Source organism: Colwellia sp. 6_MG-2023 (assembly GCF_030547765.1).
Taxonomy (GTDB): Bacteria; Pseudomonadota; Gammaproteobacteria; order Enterobacterales; family Alteromonadaceae; genus Colwellia.
The window spans coordinates 1-23156 of sequence record NZ_JAUOPP010000017.1; the positions used below are offsets into that span (position 1 = coordinate 1).

General features: G+C 35.9%; 16 protein-coding genes and 1 pseudogene. 9 read left to right on the top strand and 8 right to left on the bottom strand.

Annotated features, from left to right (window positions below):
- Window positions 1-458: 458 nt before the first annotated feature.
- The gene (locus Q4503_RS11665; protein WP_215972835.1) at window positions 459-800 is read left to right on the top strand and encodes a DUF6694 family lipoprotein; all 342 of its coding nucleotides are present in this window, start codon (window positions 459-461) and stop codon (window positions 798-800) included.
- 37 nt (window positions 801-837) lie between these two features.
- On the opposite strand, the pseudogene Q4503_RS11670 reads toward Q4503_RS11665, so the two are convergent.
- Window positions 838-975: pseudogene (locus Q4503_RS11670) on the bottom strand (IS110 family transposase); the annotation flags it as partial.
- A 345-nt stretch (window positions 976-1320) separates the two neighbouring features.
- Here Q4503_RS11670 and Q4503_RS11675 point away from each other — a divergent pair.
- Window positions 1321-1680: a DUF2750 domain-containing protein gene (locus Q4503_RS11675; RefSeq protein ID WP_303602367.1), complete on the top strand. Its 360-nt coding sequence runs from the start codon at window positions 1321-1323 to the stop codon at window positions 1678-1680.
- 169 nt (window positions 1681-1849) lie between these two features.
- On the opposite strand, the gene Q4503_RS11680 is transcribed toward Q4503_RS11675, so the two are convergent.
- From Q4503_RS11680 to sbcD, 5 genes are all read right to left on the bottom strand, one after another.
- The gene (locus Q4503_RS11680; protein ID WP_303602368.1) at window positions 1850-3178 is read right to left on the bottom strand and encodes an amidohydrolase family protein; all 1329 of its coding nucleotides are present in this window, start codon (window positions 3176-3178) and stop codon (window positions 1850-1852) included.
- 146 nt (window positions 3179-3324) lie between these two features.
- Entirely contained in the window at window positions 3325-3819 is a 495-nt protein-coding gene (locus tag Q4503_RS11685) for a peptidylprolyl isomerase (protein WP_215972832.1), read from the bottom strand.
- Between the two features lie 172 nt (window positions 3820-3991).
- Window positions 3992-4918: a DMT family transporter gene (locus Q4503_RS11690; RefSeq protein WP_303602369.1), complete on the bottom strand. Its 927-nt coding sequence runs from the start codon at window positions 4916-4918 to the stop codon at window positions 3992-3994.
- Between the two features lie 104 nt (window positions 4919-5022).
- Window positions 5023-8607 (bottom strand): AAA family ATPase, encoded by a 3585-nt coding sequence (locus Q4503_RS11695; protein ID WP_303602370.1) that lies wholly within the window; start codon window positions 8605-8607, stop codon window positions 5023-5025.
- Window positions 8604-9926, bottom strand: coding sequence for an exonuclease subunit SbcD (gene sbcD, locus Q4503_RS11700; protein ID WP_303602371.1), 1323 nt, complete (start codon window positions 9924-9926; stop codon window positions 8604-8606). The genes Q4503_RS11695 and sbcD overlap by 4 nt, the downstream gene beginning before the upstream one ends.
- 369 nt (window positions 9927-10295) lie before the next feature.
- Between sbcD and ybaK the strand changes: the two genes are divergently transcribed.
- Complete coding sequence (gene ybaK, locus Q4503_RS11710) at window positions 10296-10763, top strand: Cys-tRNA(Pro) deacylase (RefSeq protein WP_303602373.1); 468 nt, start codon at window positions 10296-10298, stop codon at window positions 10761-10763.
- A 116-nt stretch (window positions 10764-10879) separates the two neighbouring features.
- Here the strand turns inward: ybaK and Q4503_RS11715 are convergent, their stop codons facing one another.
- Window positions 10880-12964, bottom strand: a complete 2085-nt coding sequence (locus Q4503_RS11715) for an EAL domain-containing protein (RefSeq protein ID WP_303602374.1) — start codon at window positions 12962-12964, stop codon at window positions 10880-10882.
- A gap of 196 nt (window positions 12965-13160) precedes the next feature.
- Here Q4503_RS11715 and Q4503_RS11720 point away from each other — a divergent pair, with 196 nt between their 5' ends.
- Window positions 13161-13901, top strand: coding sequence for a helix-turn-helix transcriptional regulator (locus Q4503_RS11720; protein WP_303602375.1), 741 nt, complete (start codon window positions 13161-13163; stop codon window positions 13899-13901).
- 95 nt (window positions 13902-13996) lie between these two features.
- The gene (locus Q4503_RS11725) at window positions 13997-14707 is read left to right on the top strand and encodes a transglutaminase family protein (RefSeq protein WP_303602376.1); all 711 of its coding nucleotides are present in this window, start codon (window positions 13997-13999) and stop codon (window positions 14705-14707) included.
- 118 nt (window positions 14708-14825) lie between these two features.
- On the opposite strand, the gene ppsA is transcribed toward Q4503_RS11725, so the two are convergent.
- The gene (gene ppsA / locus Q4503_RS11730; RefSeq protein WP_303602377.1) at window positions 14826-17204 is read right to left on the bottom strand and encodes a phosphoenolpyruvate synthase; all 2379 of its coding nucleotides are present in this window, start codon (window positions 17202-17204) and stop codon (window positions 14826-14828) included.
- A 170-nt stretch (window positions 17205-17374) separates the two neighbouring features.
- Here ppsA and Q4503_RS11735 point away from each other — a divergent pair, with 170 nt between their 5' ends.
- The 4 genes from Q4503_RS11735 (at window position 17375) to hflX (ending at window position 23101) form a co-directional block, all read left to right on the top strand.
- Window positions 17375-18184 carry a pyruvate, water dikinase regulatory protein gene (locus Q4503_RS11735; RefSeq protein ID WP_215972824.1) on the top strand — a complete coding sequence of 270 codons (810 nt, stop codon included), beginning with the start codon at window positions 17375-17377 and terminating at the stop codon, window positions 18182-18184.
- 166 nt (window positions 18185-18350) lie between these two features.
- On the top strand, window positions 18351-19400 hold the full coding sequence (locus Q4503_RS11740; protein ID WP_303602378.1) for a 3-deoxy-7-phosphoheptulonate synthase: 1050 nt from the start codon (window positions 18351-18353) through the stop codon (window positions 19398-19400).
- Between the two features lie 238 nt (window positions 19401-19638).
- The gene (locus Q4503_RS11745) at window positions 19639-21510 is read left to right on the top strand and encodes a choice-of-anchor I family protein (protein WP_303602379.1); all 1872 of its coding nucleotides are present in this window, start codon (window positions 19639-19641) and stop codon (window positions 21508-21510) included.
- Window positions 21511-21760: 250 nt separating this feature from the next.
- Window positions 21761-23101, top strand: coding sequence for a GTPase HflX (hflX, locus tag Q4503_RS11750; protein WP_303602380.1), 1341 nt, complete (start codon window positions 21761-21763; stop codon window positions 23099-23101).
- The last annotated feature ends 55 nt before the right edge of the window (window positions 23102-23156 follow it).

The window sequence follows — 23156 nt, forward strand, 5'->3', positions numbered from 1 at the left end:
CACCAAACTTAATCAAGGTAAATTAAGCTTAGTTTATGGATTGAATTTCATCCACGTTATTATGGGTGGCCTAATAAAACTTTGGGTGGCCTAATAAAACTTTGCAATATGCTGTAGTAAATAGCATCGAGTATGGTGAACTACATAACAGTGATTACTTTACCTTAATACCGGATTATATTTCCTTTAGTAAAATTAAAGAAATGAAGAATAACGGAGCTATTTACTTAGTTAAACGACCAATTCAAAATAAAGTTTATGCCAATGTTGTTAACCCTGAATAAAGTGCAATATAATAAGAACTTCAAGCGGGACTGCTAACAGTTTGCTCAGTTTCGCTTCGCTACACATTTTAGCAAACTATTACCAACCCCTTAAATGGGCGTTGAGGCTGTAGAATAACTAATTCAGTCAAAACGAGTAATTCTACAATCTCGTTATATTTATAAGGATATTCGATGAAAAATTTACTGATAGTTGTCATAATTTTGATTCTTAGCGCTTGCGCTAGCACAAAAAAGGATTTTGTATTTGACGGTTCAACAATTGAATCAACCCAATATGGCATTTCTAAAGTCTCAAAACGTTTAAAGCCTACGCAACAAATAGAATTTATGATGGCTCTAATGGCTATTCAATTTTCAGATGTAAAAAGTGTTAATGACGTAATTGGTGATCCTACAATGACTAATGAAATAAACTATTTCATTATTGGCAAAAAAATTGACGGATTAAATTACTACGGTGTCTTAGATTTAGCTAAGTCTTCACCAACTAAAGTTAGTGTAACGGCACAATAAATATAACAACACGCCCTGAGGTGGACCGCTAGTAAAATCAGCAATTTATTGCAAACTTTAAAAGCGGTGAGCCTCTTAGTTTTAGGGCTTCTAAGAATTTCGATTCATTGTACGGCGTGCTCGTTTTCCAACACCTAAATACGATTAGGATCCACTTGAAAGCCAGTGATCTAATAACACGTTATTATGGGTGGCCTAATTAAGTCGCATTGCTGAAGTTCACATCTATTCAACTGTCGATAAAATTTACAACAAATTTTAACGAAGACAGTCGCTCAAAGTTCTATTTAATCTGTGTTATTTTTTATTTTGAGATACTTTATAAACGAATGTCCTGATTAATTACTGATTAATTACTGATTAATTACTGGTTAATCACTTAAATCAAAAAGCTTGAATTAAAAGCAGTTGTTAAATCAAAGCCAGCTAATATAGCTGGCTTCTTTGTATTTGAAAATTAGTTAAGGGTTTAACACAGCCTATGTTAACATCCCTTTTTTGATTTAAAGATACTTAAACTATGTCATTATCAGAGCCGCTAAACCAATTTATTAAACACGTTGAAACCACTCAAACATTTTACGGATTACAAGAACCTAAATCACAAGAGTGGGTTATTCTTGATTCTGTAAATTTTGAAGAGCATGACGTAATGCCTTTATGGTCAACAACTGAATTAGCAAGCGTACATATTGCTGATGAATGGGCTGATTATGTAGTTGCACCCATTACAGTTGCTGATTGGTTAGAATTTTGGGTAGAAGATTTATCTAACGATCCAATGGTGATTGGTGTTGACTGGCGTGACGAGGATAACTGCGCTGAGTATGCACTAAGTGATTACAGTCAGGCTATTATCAGTATTGAAAAATACGTATAAAACTTTGCAACCGCTTAACTTTTTATTTCAGCGTGACTTTAAGGCACAAGTCATAGCATGATGAGAAAAACGATAGATATTCCGTATAAAGCGACTTACGGAATGACGCAACTATGTAGCAAAGTAGCAGCTAATTTAAAAGACTAAAAATAACAACCTTCATTAAAAATTAGTTTTTAATGACTTTTCCACCTTTCATTACAAAATCGACATCTAACAATGCTTTAATATCTTTTAGCGGATTATCATCAAACGCAATGATATCGGCTATTTTTCCTGGCGCTAATGTCCCTAAACTTGCAGACATACCAATTAATTCGGCGGCATTAACGGTAGCGGATTTTAATACGTCACTGTTTTTCATCCCCGCTTGTGCCATTAGCACGCCTTCTTTACCGTTATCGCCATGATGAGAAACACCGCTGTCTGTTCCATACGCGATTTTAACACCCGCTTTATATGCTTTTTTAAAGGTCTCTGTCATATCAGAGCCAACGCGAATCGCTTTTAACTTAATTGCTTCAGACATAAAGTTACTGTGTTTAGCCATTTCAACAACCGTATTACCCGCTAATAAGGTTGGTACTAAATAAGCGCCAGATTTCTTAAAAAGCTTGACGGTTTCTTTATTTGCATAGCTACCATGTTCAATACTGTCGACACCGGCGCGAAGTGCGGCGTTTATACCTTCTGCTGCATGTGCATGACTGGCTACTTTTCTGCCAAGTGCATGTGCTGCGTTAACCACTTCTTTTAATTCATCATCTGACATTTGTTGGCCAGTACCTGTATTGGTATCTGACAAGACCCCTCCCGTTGAGGTGATTTTAATCACATCTGCGCCATATTTAATAGCGTGACGTGTTGCTCTTCGACAGTCGAAAGGCCCGTCACAAATAGTTTTACTGGTTCGCATAGCGAGAATATCAGGACTTAATCCGTCGACGTCACCATGTCCACCGGTGACTGAAACAGATGATCCTGAGGCAACGATTCTAGGACCATCAACCCAACCTTTAGCAATTCCATCACGTAGTGCAAAAATTTGCTCTGCACTTGCGCCTAAATCTCTAACCGTAGTAAAGCCTGCCATTAAGGTTTTTTTAGCATTAGAAATACTTTGCATTAAGGCATCGGAATCAGACATACGTAGAGATTGACTGTCATTTTTAGGTCCTAATTCTCCTTGTAAATGCACGTGCATATCCATTAAACCCGCCATAACAAAACTTGATGATAAATCAATTAACTGAGCGTCTTTATTGATATCATTGGGGTTAACGAAGCCTTTTTTAATCTCAGTAATTTTGCCATCGGTAATCACCAGGGTTTGTTTAGATAACGTACCTTTACCGGCAACGGGTAATAAAGTACCCGCATGGATGACTTGAGTTTGTGCTAATAAATTAAAAGAAGAAATAAGCGATAGTGAAAGTAAGGTGTGTTTTAAGGTGTTAAGAACGCGAGTAGTTTGTGCTGTGGTGGTAGTTGTAGTCATGACTGGTATTACTCTAAGTTGGTTGCTTAAATAATTAAACTGAAAAATAGTTAAACTAAAAAAATTATAAAAGCATAAAAATATAGCTACCAATACCTTAGCAGCTATATAGTTTTCGTCAAGAAGACAAAGTTGGCAGGTGTGTTCTAATGGTGATGACCACCTACACCGTGTGCATGGCCATGTTGTACTTCTTCATCGGTTGCCGCGCGAACATCAACAACGTCTATATCAAATGTTATGACCTTTCCAGCTAATGGTGGGTTAATGTCTACAGTGATCATAAACTTCCCTGCTTTTAATACCGTCACTTGACGTTGACCTTGCTCAGTATGAACAACTGCAATCATGCCTGCTTTCCATTTAGCATTTTTGCTCGGTAAACCTTGTAAATGTTTTACTGGTACACGTTGAATCAAGTCTTCTTGACGTTCGCCATAAGCTTCTTCAGGTTGTAAAGTTACGCTGAATTTATCGCCAGCTTCTTTGTCAGTTAACGCTTTTTCTAAGCCCGCTAAAGTATTATTTGCTCCGTGTAGGTAGGCAAGAGGATCACTACCATGAGAAGATTCTATTTCTTCTCCTGCTTCATTTTTTAGAACATAATGGAACTGAACAACGGTTTTATCTGTAATTTTCATGTAATTCTCTTTAACGGTTTATAAATTAATTTTTTAATGAATTTGGTGCTATTTCGGCTTCGTATTATACTAGATAAGTACAGGATAAATGTTAATTAAACGTTCATACGAAGTATTGGCACTTATTTTAGCATTAAACACTATAAATTAAGAGTCAGTATTTTATCTCAATTTAAGCCCATAGCAGTAAAATAACAACACTAACAATGATCAACAACATCCCTATATATTCAATTGTAGTGATTTTCTCTTTAAATAAACGGTAAGTTAATGCCAGTGTGATAAAAAACTCTACTTGACCTAATGCTTTGACATAAGCTGCATTTTGCAGACTTGCCCCGGTAAACCAACCAATAGAACCAAGTACACTTGTTATACCGACAAATAAGCATAAACGCCAATGAGCTAACATTAACTTTAGCTGTGTTTTATCTTGTAAATAAACATAAATAACAGAAATAATTGATTGAACCGTGATCATAAATACCAAGGTAATTGCTGCACTCACCAATAAATCAATATTAAGAGCTAAACTAGACTCTCGAATTAGTAATGTTGTAATGGCTAATCCTAACCCTGCCGCAAGTCCATAAAACAAGCCCATTTTAGCATCAGAGCCCGTTAAGAAATCACGTGGTCTAAATTTAACCTTCGAGACAAATAAAACCCCAATAACACCAACAATAACACTAAACCACCCCATGAGACTTAATGGCGCAGCAAATAATAATGCGCCAACCATAGCCACTTGTATCGCTTCCGTTTTGGCAAGACTTGTTGCAACAGCAAAGTTTTTGTATCGAAAAGCAGCAACTAAACAAGCAGTACCAATGATCTGGCTTACACAGGCAATTAAAGCATAAAATAGAAAATCATTATTGAGCGTTGGTACTGAAACCTCTCTAAAATCTAACATCCACCAGACATATGCCCAAGCAAATGGTAGCGCGTAAACATAACGCACTGCCGTGGTAGCCATAGAGTTTAGTTTACCGGATAATTGTTTTTGACCAGCAGTTCGGATTGCTTGCATAGTAGCAGCAAGTAACGTGAAATAAATCCAAGTGTATTCTGATGTAAACAAATCTGAAATAGACAAGACTGATGTTCCTTTAAGGTATATATAATAGAGACAATTTACTAAGCAACGCTAGCTTTAACTGGCTTTAACATATATTAATTTTGTTAATTCAAGCCAGGTTGTTAACCCGTTATGTCAGGTGTAAATGAAAAACGTTTATCAAGTGAACTAATACCTAAACCACTTTGTTTTTCAACCTTAATTTGTACATCAATTCTATCTTTCAATGCTTCAACATGACTAATAATGCCAATCATTTTACCGCTTGCATTAAGGTTATCTAACGCAACCAACGCTATTTCTAACGTATCATTATCTAATGTGCCAAAACCTTCATCTAAGAATAAAGAATCAATACTGGTTTTATTACTAACCAAATCTGACAAGGCTAACGCTAACGCTAAACTAACTAAAAAGCTTTCACCACCCGATAGCGTTTTAGTGTCACGAAGACTATCACCTTGCCAGGTATCCAATACTTCTAAACTTAAGGTGTCACTTTGCTGACACTGTAACTGGTACCGACCGTCAAGTTTATTCAATTGTTCATTTGCTAAGTAAACCAGATGATTGAGCGTAAGACCCTGAGCAAACTTTCTAAATTTAGCGCCATCAGCAGAGCCAATTAAACCATTTAAATAGCCGAGTTCATCTACTGCAATTTGCTCAGTTTCAATTTGAGCCAGTAAACGTTGTTGCTTAATTTTATTTTCTTTATCGTGATTAATGGCTTGTTGAATTTGCCCTAAATGCAACTGCTGTTGTTTTAATTTTTCATTAAGGTTTACCAGTTCAACTTCAATTTCTGATAAGGATAACAGTAATAATTTATCTACATTCATCTGACTGTTTTTCGTGCTAGCAACCAGTAATTTTTCTGCCTCGACTTTAGCGTTGCCATGCTCTAATAATTGCTGATTTACGCTTTCTTTTTGACCTAAAAGCTGTTGTAAACGAGCTTCAATGGCTTGTTGTTCTTTATTTAGTGTTATTAATCTATTTTTTGTTATTTTTTCTTCTTCTGATATTTTATTTCTAATAAATTCAGACGATTGTGATTGCTCATCAATATAGCCCAACGCAAAAAATTCAGTTACGCGTAACTCTTTTTTGCTCATTAATTGCTGTTTAAATTCTGTTGACTGTTGTTTGAAACGAATTAAACGGCTTTCCGCTTGGTGCACTTGTTCAGAGATTAATATATCTGCTTGTTCAACTGAAGATAACTGCTTAGAAAGCGTCTCTTGCTCTGCAATTTTTTGTTCAAATAACATGACTTGTTGTTTTAGCTCTTCTAACCAAATCCCCGAATTAAGGCAAAGATGTAGATTAGTATTTTCATTTGAATTTGCATCTATAACATCATTTAATTGCTCGGCTGTATTGTCACTCAAACCTTCATTGCTCTCTTTATTTAAGCGATCATGTAAATGTGATGAAAATTGATGCAATTGCATTGATTGAATATCAGCAAATAAATTTTTGTACATAAAGCTTTGATCAGATTGTAATTGTTCTATCGCTTTATTTTGTTCGTTGTTGTCATGGTTATTATGGTTAATTTTTTCTGCAATAAGTGCTGCTTGATGTTGTCCTTGTAACAATATTTGACTGACTTGAGATTGTTGCTGCTCAATATTGATTTGTTGTTGTACGTAATGATTAAAGTTTCGTTGAAATTGTTGCAAAAGCTCCAGTTCATTATTTATTTTTGTTAATGCTTGTTCAATTAATGTGATATCTGATAACTCAAGCTGATTATTAGTTAACAATAAAGGAGGTAAATTCAAACGAGTAAAAGCAGCGAGTAACTCAGCTTCTTCTGCTTTAATCATTTGACCACGATCGTCCTTGGTTTTCAGCTCAACATTAAGCTGAGTTTCTTGCTGCGCTAGTGATTTGCCTTGCTCTTCTAACTGGTTGAGTTCACCATTAATAGACTGTAAACGCATTTGTTGCGTATCAACACTAATCGCTTGATATTCAGTTATTGCCGGATGTTCATTAGAGCCACACAATGGACAAGGCTGTTCAGGCTGTAATTTATCCCGATGTTCGCTTAATGCCATAATGGTTTGTTGTTGAGCAATTAAGGTTTCAACATCAGTTTTTTGCTGTTTTAACTGAGTAAATTGTTTCCGTAAATCAATTAATTGTGATTTCAACTCAGCCAATTTGGGCATTGCTAATTGCTTTTGATTGCTAAGTTGTGCTTTTTCCTGAAAAAGCATCTGATAACGGTTAGCCAACTGAAAAGCTTGGCTATAAGAGTTTTGTTGCTGTTGCCACTGGTTGATTTTAGCATTTAAACTATCAGAAGTTAGTGACTCTCCTGCTAATTCAGCCGTATCTAATACAGCTATGTTTTGAGTCACTAATTGTTGTTTATTCTTATCAAGATCTACTTGTTGGCTCTGTAATTGCCTATTTTTTAATGTGCTATCACTTAATAACGTTTGTTGTTTATTCTGTTCGTTAACAAGTTGTTGATGCTTATTTTGTATTGCGATTAAGTCTTGTGTTTTATTATCAATATGAACTTGTATTTGAGTCAGCTGACTAACTTGATTTGACCATAAAGGCAGTTTTTCTTTTACTTGAAGAAGGGGTTGATGTTCACTGGTATAGCTTTGTAATTCATCAATAGCTGCACGTAATTGCTTTTTGTTACTTTGGGTTTGTTGTTGGTTTAATGTTAACTGACTTAACTCTTGCGTTTGTTTGCTTTCTTGCTCTAAAACTTGTGATAATTGCGTGTTTATATTGGCTATTTCATTGTCTAACGGCAATATTTTTTCAATCAGTTTACTTTCAATAAGCTTATGATTAACTTCCTCTTTTTCTTGTGCTTGCAAACACTCATCAAGAGCAGCTCTTCCTAAACCGACTTGTTCTTGTACACTTTTGATTTGTATTGTTAAATCATTTATCTGAATGGACTTTTTTTGATGTGCTTGATTTATTAATACTACATTTTTTAATGACGAATAAACTGACTGTTCATCTATAATTTCATTGCTTTGTTTTTCTATTTCAAGCTCTTGTGCTTGTAAATCACTTAATTCCTGCGTTGATAATAATGTGACTCCTTGAGATGTAGCCTGCATTAATTGTAATGATTTTTCAGCCGCTTTATGATTAGTAAAAACTTGTTTTGAAATATCTCCATAAATTTGTGTGCCGGTTAGTTGCTCTAACAATTGCGCTCTATCATTAGGCGCGGCGTTTAAAAAGGCAGCAAACTCCCCTTGTGATAACATCATCGACTTTCTAAATCTTGAAAAATCTAAACCAGTGATCTTGGCGATATTATCTTTAACATCTTTTAATTTTTCAGCAATAATTGTCCCATCAATTAAAGACAACTGAGCAACAGGCGCTAATAAGTTTCCATCCGCTTTATTCCTTGCACGTTTTTGACTCCAAAAAGCACGGTATCCCTGACCTTTTACTCCGAACTCTACTTCAGCCATACAATTAGCGGTAAAACGTGTCATTAATTGATTTTGACCCGCTGACACTTTAATACGTGGGGTTTCATGATATAAAGCTAAACATATAGCATCGAGAATAGTTGTTTTACCTGCACCAGTAGCACCGGTAATAGCAAAAAGTCCATTAGAGTCAAATGGCTCTTGTGTAAAATCTAATTGCCAAGCATTCTTAAGCGCATTAATGTTCTCAAATCGTAATCGCAATATTTTCATGATTCACCTTCACTTAATACTTGCGCAACGGTTTGCTTAAACAAGGTTTGTAACTGCTCTTTACGTGTTAATTTTACGTTAGTTAACTCTGTATCAGTTGACTCTGTGTCAATAGTGTCATCATCGAGCCAAGCTTCTTGCTGTAAACGCGAGTCAAAAACCTCGTCTAACGTTAATTCATTTAATGTACTGTGATCTTGTTGTTTTTCTAACAATATACGTTGCCTTACTTGCTTCTGCCTTCTAACAAGTAACACTTCCACAGGAAAGTCTTTGACTAACGTGGTAATTTTAGGCTGTAAATCACTTAACAGCCCGGTATTTGCTAATTCAATATCTAGCCAAAGTTTGCGGTCGTTGTCGTCACTAATTAATGTTGATACAAGTGTTTCAAGATCTTGATTGAGGGTGTCGAGTGTCGTTTTTAACATCGCTAGCGGTTGAAACGTTGGAATAATTAAATCAGTTACCGTCGATAGATTATTTTCATCAAAATCCACAAGTAATACACGTTTCTTTTGTTTAGCTTCATCAAAACTAAGCGCTATTGGCGATCCACAATAGCGAATATGCTCTGTTTTACCTACTTTTTGAGCGCGATGAATATGCCCTAACGCAATATAATCGGCAGCAGGAAATGCATTACTGGGAAAAGCTTCTAATGTGCCAATATAAATATCTCGTACTGAGTCTGAGGTGGTTACACCTAGTGCGGTTAAATGTCCGGTCGCAATAATAGGTAACTTAATGCCGTTAGCGCTTTTTTCATGTTGAGCAACGAGCAGCTGAGCTTGTTCAAATAAACGCTGATAGTGTTCAACAATAGCTTGTTGCAACTGCTTAGATTTATCTGTGGCTGACTGCCCTGCTTGACTCTTTATTACATCACGTGGTCTGATAAATGGGATAGCACAAATAACGGCTTGTGCGATGCCTTGTTTATTTTTTATGGCAAAAACTTGATCAGCTAAATTAGCAGAAATTGAAGTATCTGTGACGTTAGCGATAACATTTGTTGATAATGCGCTTAATAGCTCTTTTGATTCTGCTAACATGCTGACAGAGTCATGATTACCCGCTAATACAACAAGTTGGCAATTAAATCGCTGTAGCTTACTTATAAAGTTAAAATACATTTGCCTTGCATAACTAGGCGGTGTTGCGGTATCGAAAATGTCACCGGCAACAATAATAGCATCAACAGCCCTGTCTTCAACTTGAGTTAATAGCCAATCTAAAAACTGTTGGTGTTCATTAGCCCTGCTTTTACCATAAAAAAATTGACCTAAATGCCAATCAGATGTGTGAATAATGCGCATAAAAAGGAAAATTAATGATGAGGAAAATAATAGTTGATAATTCTACCTGAAAGGCGACAATAAACCATTAATGATTAACAATAAAATTAGGGTCTGTTGATCTTTGCTGATTATTTTTGCAGCAGTTTATTAGCCTTTTATACAAGGCAGAGCTTCTGTTGTGTAGCTGTTCTACTCTAATAAGCGATAACGAAGTAGAAATGGCTAATAAACGCTGTCCTACGGATTCGTTTAAATGCTTCTTGCTCATTGTTGCAAGGAATTTACATAGAACAACTATGCTACATTCCTTGCGCCGCGATCAAAAAGCATTTAATTCGAACAAAATTTAAACATGAAAGGTCAACAGACCCTATAGATTGAGAAAAAATGACACCAGCAACTCAACAACTAAAGCAAAAAAAAATCCCCTTTGACGTACTGCAATATGATCATGACGTTAATGCCACTTCCTTTGGTCTGGAAGCCGTAGAAAAATTATCCCTTAATGCGCAACAAGTATTTAAAACCTTGGTTGTTTGTTGTGATACCGATCAACTTGCTGTTGCAATAGTCCCCGTAAATTTAAAGTTAAATTTAAAGGCAATTGCTAAAGTATTAAAAGTAAAAAAAGTAAAAATGGCTGACGCTAAACGAGTAGAAGCGACAACTGGCTATGTACTAGGTGGTGTAAGTCCGTTAGGCCAAAAAAAACGTTTACCTACAGTCATCGATATCAGTGCTGAAACGCTTGAGTTAATGTATGTTAGTGGTGGTAAACGAGGTTTAGAAATAGCACTTGCACCAAAGGATTTAAAAACCTTAAGCCAAGCCAGCTTCGCCGTAATTTCAACTTAAGACTTATTACATAAATTAGCTTTAGATTAATCCTTGATACGGTTTATTTGAACATATTATTTACAAAAATGTTTAGTTAGATATTGCTAATAATTAACTTAGCTAAAGTAATTTCATTAAAAGCATAATAGTTTTTTTGAGTACGCAATTAAATTTGGCTCAGTCATTGGCTTGTTATAATAATACCCTTGTAAATAATCACAATTTAATTCATGCAGTATAATGACTTGCTCTTTCGTTTCTACGCCCTCAGCTACAACTAATATACCTAAGCTGTGCGCCATAGATATTATTGCTTTTACCAGATCCAGATCGGCTTTGTCGATGGTAATACCCTTAACAAAACTTCTATCTATTTTTAAAACATCAAAAGGATAACGTCGTAAGTAACTTAATGACGAATATCCAGTGCCAAAATCATCCATAGAAAGCTTTATGCCCAATTTATTTAATCCAATTAATGCTTCCTGAATATAAGATTGCCCATTCATTAATACGCCTTCTGTAATTTCAAACTCAATGCTTTTAGCACTAACATTCTCAGTGGTAAGCGTATTTTCAACAAAAGTAAGTAACTCTGTATCTCGAAATTGACGTGGTGAGATGTTGATTGCCATGGTATATGGATTTTGTTGAATATTCTGCCACCGATGAAGAAAGTTTAACGCCTGTTTAATCACAAAACTGCCAATTGGTACAATTAGCCCTGTATGTTCAGCAATAGGAATAAATTCATCTGGGGTAATATTACCTAGAGATGGGTTATGCCATCGCAATAATGCTTCTGCACCAACTAAACTATTATGTTTTATATCAATTTTGGGTTGGTAATGTACTTCAAACTCATTTCGCTCTAATGCACCATGCATTTGCTCTTCAATTTCTAACCGACGTAGCATGCTTTTGTTCATTTTTTTGGTAAAAAATGAGTAAGTATTTCGTCCTAACGATTTGGCTTGATACATAGCTATATCAGCATTACGTAGCAACTCAGAAGAAGTTGTTCCATTATCAGGGTATAATGCAATCCCCAAACTTAGTGTCAGAGTTAAATCTCGACCATCTAAACTAAAAGACTCTCTAAAACATTTCAATAGATTTTCGACAACGGTTAACACATTAAGGTTATCGTTTACATCTTTCAATAAGACAATAAACTCATCACCACCTAACCGGCCAACCGTATCTTCCTTACGTACAACCTTATTTAACCTATTTGCAGACTCAATCAATAATTTATCACCTATTTCATGACCCAAGGTATCGTTTACTTTTTTAAAATCATCTAAATCAATGAAAAATATGGCTATTTTTTCATTATTTCTCTCAGCTTCTCTTAACAACTGGGATAATCGATCTAATGCAAGAAAACGATTTGGTAATAAGGTTAACGCATCATAATAGGCATGATGTTTGATAATTTCTGCCGATTTGTGCTGCTCTGTAATATCACGAATAATAACCACTACTTGTTTATATTCATGTAAATGGCTTATTCTTGCTTCAAAATAAACAAGGCCCTGAGGCATAGTTAATTTGTATTCAAAACACTCGACTGTATTTTGTTTAACCACTTTTTTAATGTGTTTAATGAATTTATCAGCAATATCAGTGGGTAAACAATCACCCATTGGTTTACCAATAAAGTCTTTCGGTAGTTTATATAAATTCTTCTTATTACTGGTATGGTAATAATTAATAACACCTTCTTCATCCATTAAAAAAAATAAATCGGGAATTGTTTCAAACGCGGCTTTCAGCATGCGCTCTTTATAAATGACAAGTGCCTGTGCGGCTTTTACATCGGCTAAATCTACATCGATACAATACAATTGTTTATTCTTGTATTTATTAGTAAATATCACATGACTTGAAAATACAGGGACATCCTTACCATTTTTGTGACGTAGCGTTATTTCAGAAGCAGGAATTTCAGTGCCTTTTTGCAACCAAACGGTAATTTCATCAACAACAGGTTTCCTTATGTCATGTGGAATAATTAAATCTTCTAGTTTTTGCCCTAATGCCTCTTCACTTGTATAGCCATATAATAACTCACTCCCTTTATTCCAATAAATAACACATCTCTCTTCATCGTAACCTTGCACAGCAATAGCCTTTACCGCATCAAATAAATAATGAAGCGGATCATTGACTATAAACTGATGATTTAAAAGAGTAGTATCTATAGGTGAATCCATATGGATTAAGGGCCGTAAAATATTAATAACAACCTAACTTTAGTCTAAAATTGTCAAAACTGCCTATTTATGTTGAAAATTAATTATTTTCCATTATTAATAATTTCCCTGCGAAGTAACCTTAACTCGTTTACATTAATACCTAGAATTATCCCGTATAGTAAACATGACAAAACTTATTACGTAATATAGCACCATGACCTTAGCATTTAATAATCATCATTGTTTCTACTTGTCACCTGGCTTAGTCATGGCTCATGGCACAGCAATTGATACCAAGCCTCATAAACACTCTTTATGGCAACTCTGTATTCCTAGTAAAACTAGCACATTAAATGGTGAGATATTATTAACCGGAAAAATTATCCCGCCAAACGAAGCGCATCAGTTATCAATGACTGAAGGTTGGATCATACTTGCAGAGCCTGAGAGTAAACTTGGGAACACAATGCGTGAACTTTCAGCGCAAATATTGACTAAGGCATTACCCCCTTTGCCTATGTTAATCCCCAGCGAAGAGGTAAGCATAACTGCGTTACTGACAAATCTTGGTCAGTACACACTTTTAGTTGAGTCGCTAAAAAATAATCCTTATCAATGCCGAAGTAAGCATTTATTAAAATTACTTGCGCGACTAGATAGCTGTTTAACCGGAGATTGTTTGAAACCCGAGCAATGGCGGGCAAAAGATGTCGCGAATTGGTTAGCAATTTCAGAGAGCCAATTTTTACACCTTGTCACTAAAGAGTTAGGTGTATCCTGGCGGCCTTATTTATTATGGCGTCGACTAATATGCGCTATTCAGGCAATTAGCACAGGGGGAAATATAACGGAAGCAGCTTATCTTACCGGTTTTAGCGATAGTGCACATCTGTGTCGAACCATTAAAAGCACCTTTGGCATGACCAGCAAACAATTATTGAGTTGCTTTAAATAAAATAACATAGCTAGTTTATTCAATAATTCACAGCTTCTCTTCGTTATGCTTATCTAAAAATTAATGAAATATAAAGTTAAATTTTAGAGGTTAATATGACAACGAACTATATAGCAAACAGTGAACTACTTAACTATCAGCACCCAACTATTCAAGCCCTTATCGAACACAAAGCTTGGCGAACATTAGCACCAGAACAAGCACTGCAAGCGGTATACTATTTTATCCGTGATGAAATACAGTTTGGTTACAACCGAGATGACGCCATACCTGCTAGTGATGTACTTAATGATGGTTATGGTCAATGTAATACTAAAAGTACATTATTTATGGCCTTACTGAGAGCATTAAATATTCCCTGTAAATTCCATGGTTTTACCATTTATAATGCTTTGCAACGAGGCGTTATTCCTAATGACTTAATGTTACTTGCGCCAAAACGTATTTTACATAGCTGGGTAGAGGTAAAAATTAAGGGTGTATGGTTAAACCATGAAGGTTTCATTATTGATAAAACATTACTAACTCAGGTACAACAAGCCTATCCAAACAGTAAAAATTTTAACGGCTATGGTATTAATGTTTCGAATTTACAGCAACCCGACAATGAAATAACAACTGAGTCTACTTATATTCAATCTGGAGGTATTGCCGATGATTTTGGCATATTCGACACCCCTGACGATTTTTATAATATCCACGGCAGTAATCTAAAGGGCTTTAAAAAACTACTGTACAGAATTGCCTTAAGACATATTATTAATCGTAATGTGAAAAATTTACGTAACAATGGATTGCCAAGTTAATTTTTATCAAAAAAAAGCACCACTAGTTATCTAGTGATGCCTTATTCATTAACAATAATGCCGCTTATTTATAAAAGTACAAAGTAAACCACTAATAACATTAGTGGCTTACTGCCTTTTATTTATTGGCTAACTTATCGGCTAAATATAACCATGTTGGTAAAACGGTGTCAGGATTCAATGAAACACTATCGATTCCTTGATCAACTAACCATGCAGCAAAATCTTCATGATCTGACGGGCCTTGACCACAAATACCGACATATTTACCACGTTTTTTACATGCACTAATTGCCATTGATAATAAGATTTTTATTGCAGGATCACGTTCATCAAATAAATGAGCGATTAACCCTGAATCTCTATCTAGACCGAGTGTTAGCTGAGTTAAATCGTTAGAGCCAATAGAGAAACCATCAAAATAATCGAGGAATTGGTCAGCGAGTAAAGCGTTTGACGGTAATTCACACATCATAATAATACGTAAGCCATTTTCACCACGTTTTAAACCGTGCTCTGCCAAAATATCAATAACATCGGCTGCTTCTTCAAGAGTTCGAACAAACGGAATCATTACTTCTACATTGGTTAAATCCATTTCGTTTCTTACGCGTTTAATTGCTTCACACTCTAATGCAAAACAATCACGGAAATCTTTTGAAATGTAACGTGCAGCACCACGATAACCAATCATTGGGTTTTCTTCATCAGGTTCGAATTCTTCGCCACCTACTAAATTAGCATATTCATTCGATTTAAAGTCAGACATACGAACAATAACTTTTTCCGGTGCGAAAGCAGATGCTAACGTTGAAATACCTTCAGTAAGCTTAGCAATGTAAAACTCAACTGGGCTTTCGTAACCGGCAATAATGTCATTAATTTCTTCTTGTAAATCAGCAGACTGCTTATCAAAATTTAATAATGCTTTTGGATGAATACCAATCATTTTATTGATAATAAACTCTAAGCGCGCTAAACCAATACCTGCATTGGGCAATTTGGCAAAAGCAAATGCTCGGTCTGGGTTACCAATGTTCATCATTATTTTAAGCGGTAATTCTGGCATTGCATCGATTTCAGACGTGGTAACCGTATAATCAAGTTTACCTTGATAAATAAACCCGGTATCACCTTCAGCACAAGAAACAGTAATCTCATCGCCAGTTTTAATTAAATCAGTTGCATTACCACAACCTACTACCGCTGGAATACCCATTTCACGAGCAATTATCGCTGCATGACAAGTTCTACCGCCACGGTTAGTAACAATGGCAGAAGCTCGCTTCATGATCGGCTCCCAATCTGGATCTGTCATGTCAGTAACAAGTACATCACCAGGTAAAATTTTATCCATTTCTTCAATTGAAGATAGTACTTTAGCTTCACCACTACCGATTTTATGCCCGATAGAACGACCTTCACAGATAACATTAGTACTTGTTTGTAATTGGAACTGTTCCATTACATTGGTGTTTTCACGGCTTTTAACAGTTTCAGGGCGAGCCTGAACAATATAAAGTTTATTGTCTAAACCATCTTTAGCCCATTCAATATCCATTGCACGACCATAATGCTTTTCAATAATTACAGCCTGTTTAGCTAGCTTTTGCACTTCATTGTCTGTTAATGAAAAACGATTAGAATCTTTCTCATCAATATCAACAATTTCAACTTGTTTATTATGCTCTTGAGATGCAGTGTAAACCATTTTAATTGCTTTACTACCAATGTTACGACGAATAACAGCAGGCTTACCTTTCGCTAATGTTGGTTTATGCACATAAAATTCATCTGGATTAACAGCACCTTGTACTACCATTTCGCCCAAACCAAAACTCGATGTAATAAATACAACATCTTCAAAGCCTGATTCGGTGTCAATAGTGAACATAACACCTGAAGCTGAAATATCACTACGTACCATGCGTTGAATACCGGCAGATAGCGCAACACCACGATGATCATAACCTTGGTGAACGCGGTAAGAGATAGCTCGGTCATTAAACAGCGAAGCAAAGACATGCTTAATTGCTATCATAACGGCCTCAAGACCACGAACATTCAAAAAGGTTTCTTGTTGTCCTGCAAATGAAGCATCTGGCATATCTTCAGCGGTTGCTGATGAACGTACAGCAAAAGAAGCATCGTCAGTGAAGTCACCAGCTAATTTATTATAAGCCTGCTCAATGTCTTGTTGCATTTGTGGTAAGAAAGGTGTGTCAATAATCCATTGGCGAATAGTTTCTCCGCATTTTGATAATTCATTAACATCATCAACATCAAGGGTATCAAGAAGTTGGTATATTTTCTCATTAATACCACTTTGTTCTAAGAATTCATTAAAGGCAAAAGATGTTGTCGCAAAACCTGTAGGAACTTGCACTCCTACGTTTGACAAATTTGAAATCATTTCTCCAAGTGATGCATTTTTTCCGCCTACGCGGTCAACATCACCCATTCCCAAGTTTTCATACCAAAGTACATTTTCTTGCACAACAATTCTCCATTGAATCGACAAAAAGATAAAAAAGCTAATTAAAGTTTACTACTATATTTATAACTGGGAACATTCTACACTGCCAACTATTGAAACTAAAACCAAAAATGATATAAAACTTAGAAGTTTTCAGTATTACTTTCAAAACTATATTATAAGGACCTTAAATGCGTACAGCTTTTTATATTTCCGATGGCACAGCTATCACTTCAGAGGTCTTCGGACACGCTTTACTTTCGTTATTTCCCACAACTTTTGAGCATCAAACGATTTCTTTTGTTGAAACAACGGAAAAAGCACTCGCGACAAAAGAGAAAATCAATAAAGCAACTGCTCGCTCTAAAGAGCCTGCTTTGGTATTTCATACCTTTGTAGATAACGAAATCCGCGAAATAATTGATAGTTGTGATGGTGTTATATTTAACTTTTTAGAGCATTTTGTTGAACCGTTAGAAAAAAAATTAAATATGAAAGCTAAGCCTAAAGCGCATAGAACACATAGCATTCAAGAAAATAGTTACGATTATAGAATTGAAGCGGTAAATTATGCATTGGCCAACGATGACGGTTCAAATGTCACCAATTATGAAGAAGCTGATGTTATTTTAGTTGGGGTTTCTCGCTCAGGTAAAACACCAAGTTCACTTTATTTAGCTTTACAGTATGGAATTAAAGCTGCTAATTATCCTTTTACTGATGATGACATGGATGAACTTAGAATACCGGACTTCTTAAAACCATATAAAAAGAAACTTTTTGGCTTAACCATAGATGCCCAACGCTTAGTCGATATTCGTGAAGGTAGAATGTCTAACTCTAAATATGCCTCAGCAAGACAATGCAAAATGGAAGTACGTGAAGTAGAAAAATTGTATAAAAAAGAGAAGATTCCTTTTATTAATACCACTAAATTTTCAGTAGAAGAGATTACCGCTAAAATCCTAAATGAAACAGGACTGCAAAGATATAAATACTAACGCACAAATATATTAACAAACAAAGGTAATTAACCATTATTTAAATTGTTAAAATAGTTCACATTACCCCTTAATTTAGCTATCTTAGCCACATACCCTACTTTATACGCAGGATTTTTATCACTTTTTAAACTGCTGCGTATAATGCAACAAAATAATTAATCCCATGACTATAAAAACAGATGAATTACGCACAAGTTTAATTGAAAACTTAGTGTCACCAGCCGAATTAGCAGAGCAAATACCACTGAGTAAGCGCACCGCCGATTTTATTATGAAAAGTCGACAAGAAGTCGAAGCAATAATCACAGGCGAAGATAAGCGCTTATTAGTTATTATTGGGCCTTGCTCGATTCATGATCCTAAAGCCGCTATTGATTACGCACAACGGTTAAAAAAATTACGTGATAAATACAGTAATGAATTATTGATTGTGATGCGTGTTTACTTTGAAAAACCACGCACAACGGTAGGTTGGAAAGGACTCATTAGCGACCCAGACTTAGATAAATCATTTAACGTTGCAAAAGGGCTAAATCTTGCTCGCCAGTTACTAGTTGATATCAATGAAATGGGCTTACCTGCAGGGACTGAATTTTTAGATATGGTTACCGGGCAATATATCTCTGATCTTATAAGTTGGGGGGCTATTGGTGCGAGAACGACTGAAAGCCAAGTTCATCGAGAGCTAGCTTCTGCCCTTTCCTGCCCTGTTGGTTTTAAAAATGGCACCGATGGCAATGTAAAAATAGCATTAGATGCGATTCAAGCAGCAAGCGTGCCCCATGTACTTTATTCTCCCGATAAAAGTGGACAAATGTGTATTTATCGTACTCATGGTAACCCGTTTGCCCATGTCATATTACGTGGCGGTAAAACACCTAACTATAGTGCTGAAGACATAAAAGATACTTGTGAAAAACTAACAAAAGCACAACTTAATCAAAGTATTATGGTAGATTGTAGCCATGGTAATAGCTATAAAGATCATAACAAGCAAATTGATGTGGCTCGTTCATTAGCTGAACAAATCCACCAAGGCAGCGACAGTGTATTTGGTGTTATGATTGAAAGCTTTATCGAAGCAGGAAATCAGGTAGTTAAAGCAGATGTTCCTCTCGTTTACGGTAAAAGTATCACCGATGCTTGTATTGATTTAACAGTTAGTGAAGATATATTAGCCTTACTCGCTAACGCTGTAAAACTAAGACAGTAATTTGGTTAGCATGTTGACAATCTACAAGTGAACTAAGCCCTTAAACTAAATATATCAGCTTATACCTCAACTAACTCTTTGAGCATATTTGCGTGGTTTCACCATTCAAATATGCTCATTTATTAACCACCTCCTGTTTTTCAGCTGTAATATTTCCTTCATTAATTTATTATAAAAATGTCATTTAATGTGATTACACTCATGCGTTTTAAAATAAAAATACATAAGTGGAATTTACATGTCTATAAAAAAATCAATAATAGCATTATCAATCATATCACTTCTCTCTGCTTGCCAGTTTACTGGTGATGACGGAAACAATGGCGAAGCCGGAATAGCAGGTTCTCCCGGTCAGCAAGGCCCTACTGGACCTCAAGGTATTCCAGGAAAAGATGCTACGCAGCAGGTGAGTGTTGAAGTGGTTGGACGCTTTAGTGCCGGAGGTAGTGAAATAGCAGGTAGAAGTGCTGCTGAAATTGTACAATTTCATCAAGCCTCTAACTCTGCTTTTGCGGTTAATAGTGCAAGTAACCAAATAGAAGTAATTAATTTAGTAAGCCTTCCAACCACAGAAGTTGGCAACCCAATTACTGATACTAGTTTATCATCAACTACCTTTAACTTTCCTGATGAAGTGCAAGTGTTACTTTCGAATAACACAAGAGAAACCATTACCTTAGGTGCGGCAAATTCTATTGCTATTTTTGAGAACAACTTAGCCATTGCCGTCGAAGCTAATGACAAAACTCAAGAAGGTGCCGTATTATTTTATCAATTGAATAGTCAAGGTGTAGGTTCGTTTATTAAAGCCGTTAAAGTAGGCGCTCTACCTGACATGCTTACCTTTACCCCAGATGGAAAAAAAGTATTAGTTGCTAATGAAGGCGAACCAAAAAATGATTACTCTGTTGATCCTGAAGGTTCTATCTCAATAATCAATATCAATAACTCAGTACCTGAGGATTTAAGTAGCACAATAAACTTAACGAGTGATATCACTTTTAGTAGTGATTTACTTGATGACAATGACTTTAATACCGACGCGAAACGATTAGCACTATTAAAAGCAGCTGGATTAAAGTTTGCTGGCCCAATAGGCACAACACTTGCTCAAAGCTTAGAGCCAGAATATATAACAGTGAGTGACGATAGCAAAACCGCTTATGTATCATTACAAGAAAACAATGCTATTGGTATTTTAAATTTAGAAGAAAATACTATTGAAATTAAACCGTTAGGTTTTAAAGATTGGGATGAGTTTCAATTAGATTTTTCCAATAAAGACGAAATCGCATCATTCCAACATGTTACAAATTTATTTGGCATGTACCAACCTGATACGATCACCGCGTATCAATGGAATGGCGCAACTTTTATATTATCAGCAAACGAAGGTGATTCTCGCGATTATGATGCTTACTCAGAAGAAGTTAGAGTCGCTGATATCATTGATCCTACAGAATTGAATAAAAGTTTATCTGCCGAATTACAATCAATTTACGATGCCAGTGGCGGTGACGATGGTTTAGGTCGATTAAAAGTCACTACCGCTTTAGGCAATGCTGATAATGATGGTACTTATGAAGCATTATATAGCTATGGCGCTCGTTCATTCTCAATTTGGGACCAAAATATCAATCTTATTTTTGATTCAGGTGATGACTTTGGCAAAATTTCTGCCTCAGTACTCGGTAATAACTTTAATAGTGCTCATACCGAAAATAAAGGTGATAATCGATCTGATGATAAAGGTGGCGAACCTGAAGCTATTGCTGTTGGAAAAATAGGTGAAAGAACTTATGGCTTTATAGCCAGCGAACGCTCTGGAAACTTATTCATTTATGACATTACTAATCCGTTTGATGTGAGTTTTTCATCTTTTTATAATAATCGTGATTTTGACATAGACTTTGAATTAGATGATGATTTAGATAACCCTTGTGATCCAAATGAAGGGATGGACTGCACAATGATTGAAAGTGCTGGTGATTTAGGCCCTGAAAGTATTGCGTTTGTACCAAGTGAACAAAGTCCTAGTGGAATGCCATTACTGATTATTGGTAATGAAGTCAGTGGCTCGGTAACCATCTATCAAGTTATCACTGAATAACCGAATAAAAAAATCAAAATACAAGGATAAGACTTTACCGGTTTTATCCTTTTTGTTCTTATCCCCTGAAGATAACTCAACACAGTAAAATAATAAAATACGTTTACCTCTTTTAAATATAGCAACTATATCTGACTACTAAAATAAACATTATCTCCCCTATAAAGCGAAGCGATAACAGCGTAAGATCAATACATATTGAGATTAAAAATTAGGTTTGCACTAGTCAGTGCATTAACAACAAAAAATTATGCAATTAACCGCAAAAGCATCACTTAATCACGCTTTACTCATTTCTGTTTGTACACCAGAATTTAAAGGTGATGAAGCAATAGAATCACTTGCAGAGCTTGCGCGCTTAGTAACTACATTGGGGTTCAAAGTAGTTGGCACCCAGTCACAAAAACAAAGTTCAACAAAAAGAGTTAATGTACTCGGTTTAGGCAAACTAGCTGAAATAGCTGAGCTCACCGGTAATAAAGGTATTATTGAAATGAGTGAAGAAAACGAAGTTTCACTTGATGACGATGAATTAACTACTATACCATCAGAGAACCTTCCCTTTGCCTGTGCCGACGTTGTTGTTTTTGATTGTGATTTAACACCTTCTCAACTACGTAACGTCGAAAATCAATTGGGCGTAGAAGTATTCGATCGTACCGGCGTGATTATTGAAATATTTAGTCGTCATGCGCGTACAAAAACAGCTAAGTTGCAAGTTGAAATTGCACGTTTAAATTATGTCGCACCGCGTCTACGTGAAACATCCTGTGGTGACAAAGAGCGCCAAATGGGTAAAGGTGCCGGTGAAACTACGCTAGAGCTAAATCGCCGTAAAGTACGTGATCAACTAGCAGAATTAAAACGCGAGCTAGTCAACGTTCAAGATGAAATGAAAGGTCGACGTACACAACGTTCTGAAAATTTTTGTGTTGCGTTAGTCGGTTATACAAATGCGGGTAAATCATCGATGATGCGCGCTATTACTGGTAGTAATGTTGAAGGTGAAAATAAACTCTTCGCAACACTTGATACCACTGTTCGTGCCTTATTTCCAGTAACCCACCCCCGCATATTAGTCTCTGATACCGTAGGTTTTATTAAAAAGTTACCCCATGATCTCGTTGCCTCATTTCATTCTACGTTGGCAGAAGCGCATGATGCGTCACTATTACTATACGTTGTTGACGCTTCAGATCCTTCATTTCGCTCACAACTTGATGTAGTACACGAGGTTTTAGCAGAAGTTGGTGTGCAAGAAAGTAAAAAACTACTCGTACTTAATAAGTCTGATCAACTCACTATTAAGCAACAAAACGCATTGATGGAAGAATTTCCAGAGGCCATGTTAACATCAGCTCGTAATCCGACCGATGTTAACAAATTACATCAATATATTGTTAACATTGCTCAAGAAGAAATGATTGAAGAAGAAATCGTTATTCCTTATACCGCTAAAGGCATCGTTGGTGAAATACGCTCTACTATGAGTGTTACTAAAGAAGATTATGAATTTGATCATATTAAACTCACCGTACGCTCTAATGCCATTGAGTTAGCAAGATTAAAGAAGAAAATGCTCAGCTTATAGGTTAACAGTCAGTATTGCCTAGATAGCAGATATCCCCTAGCTATCAGCACTTTAT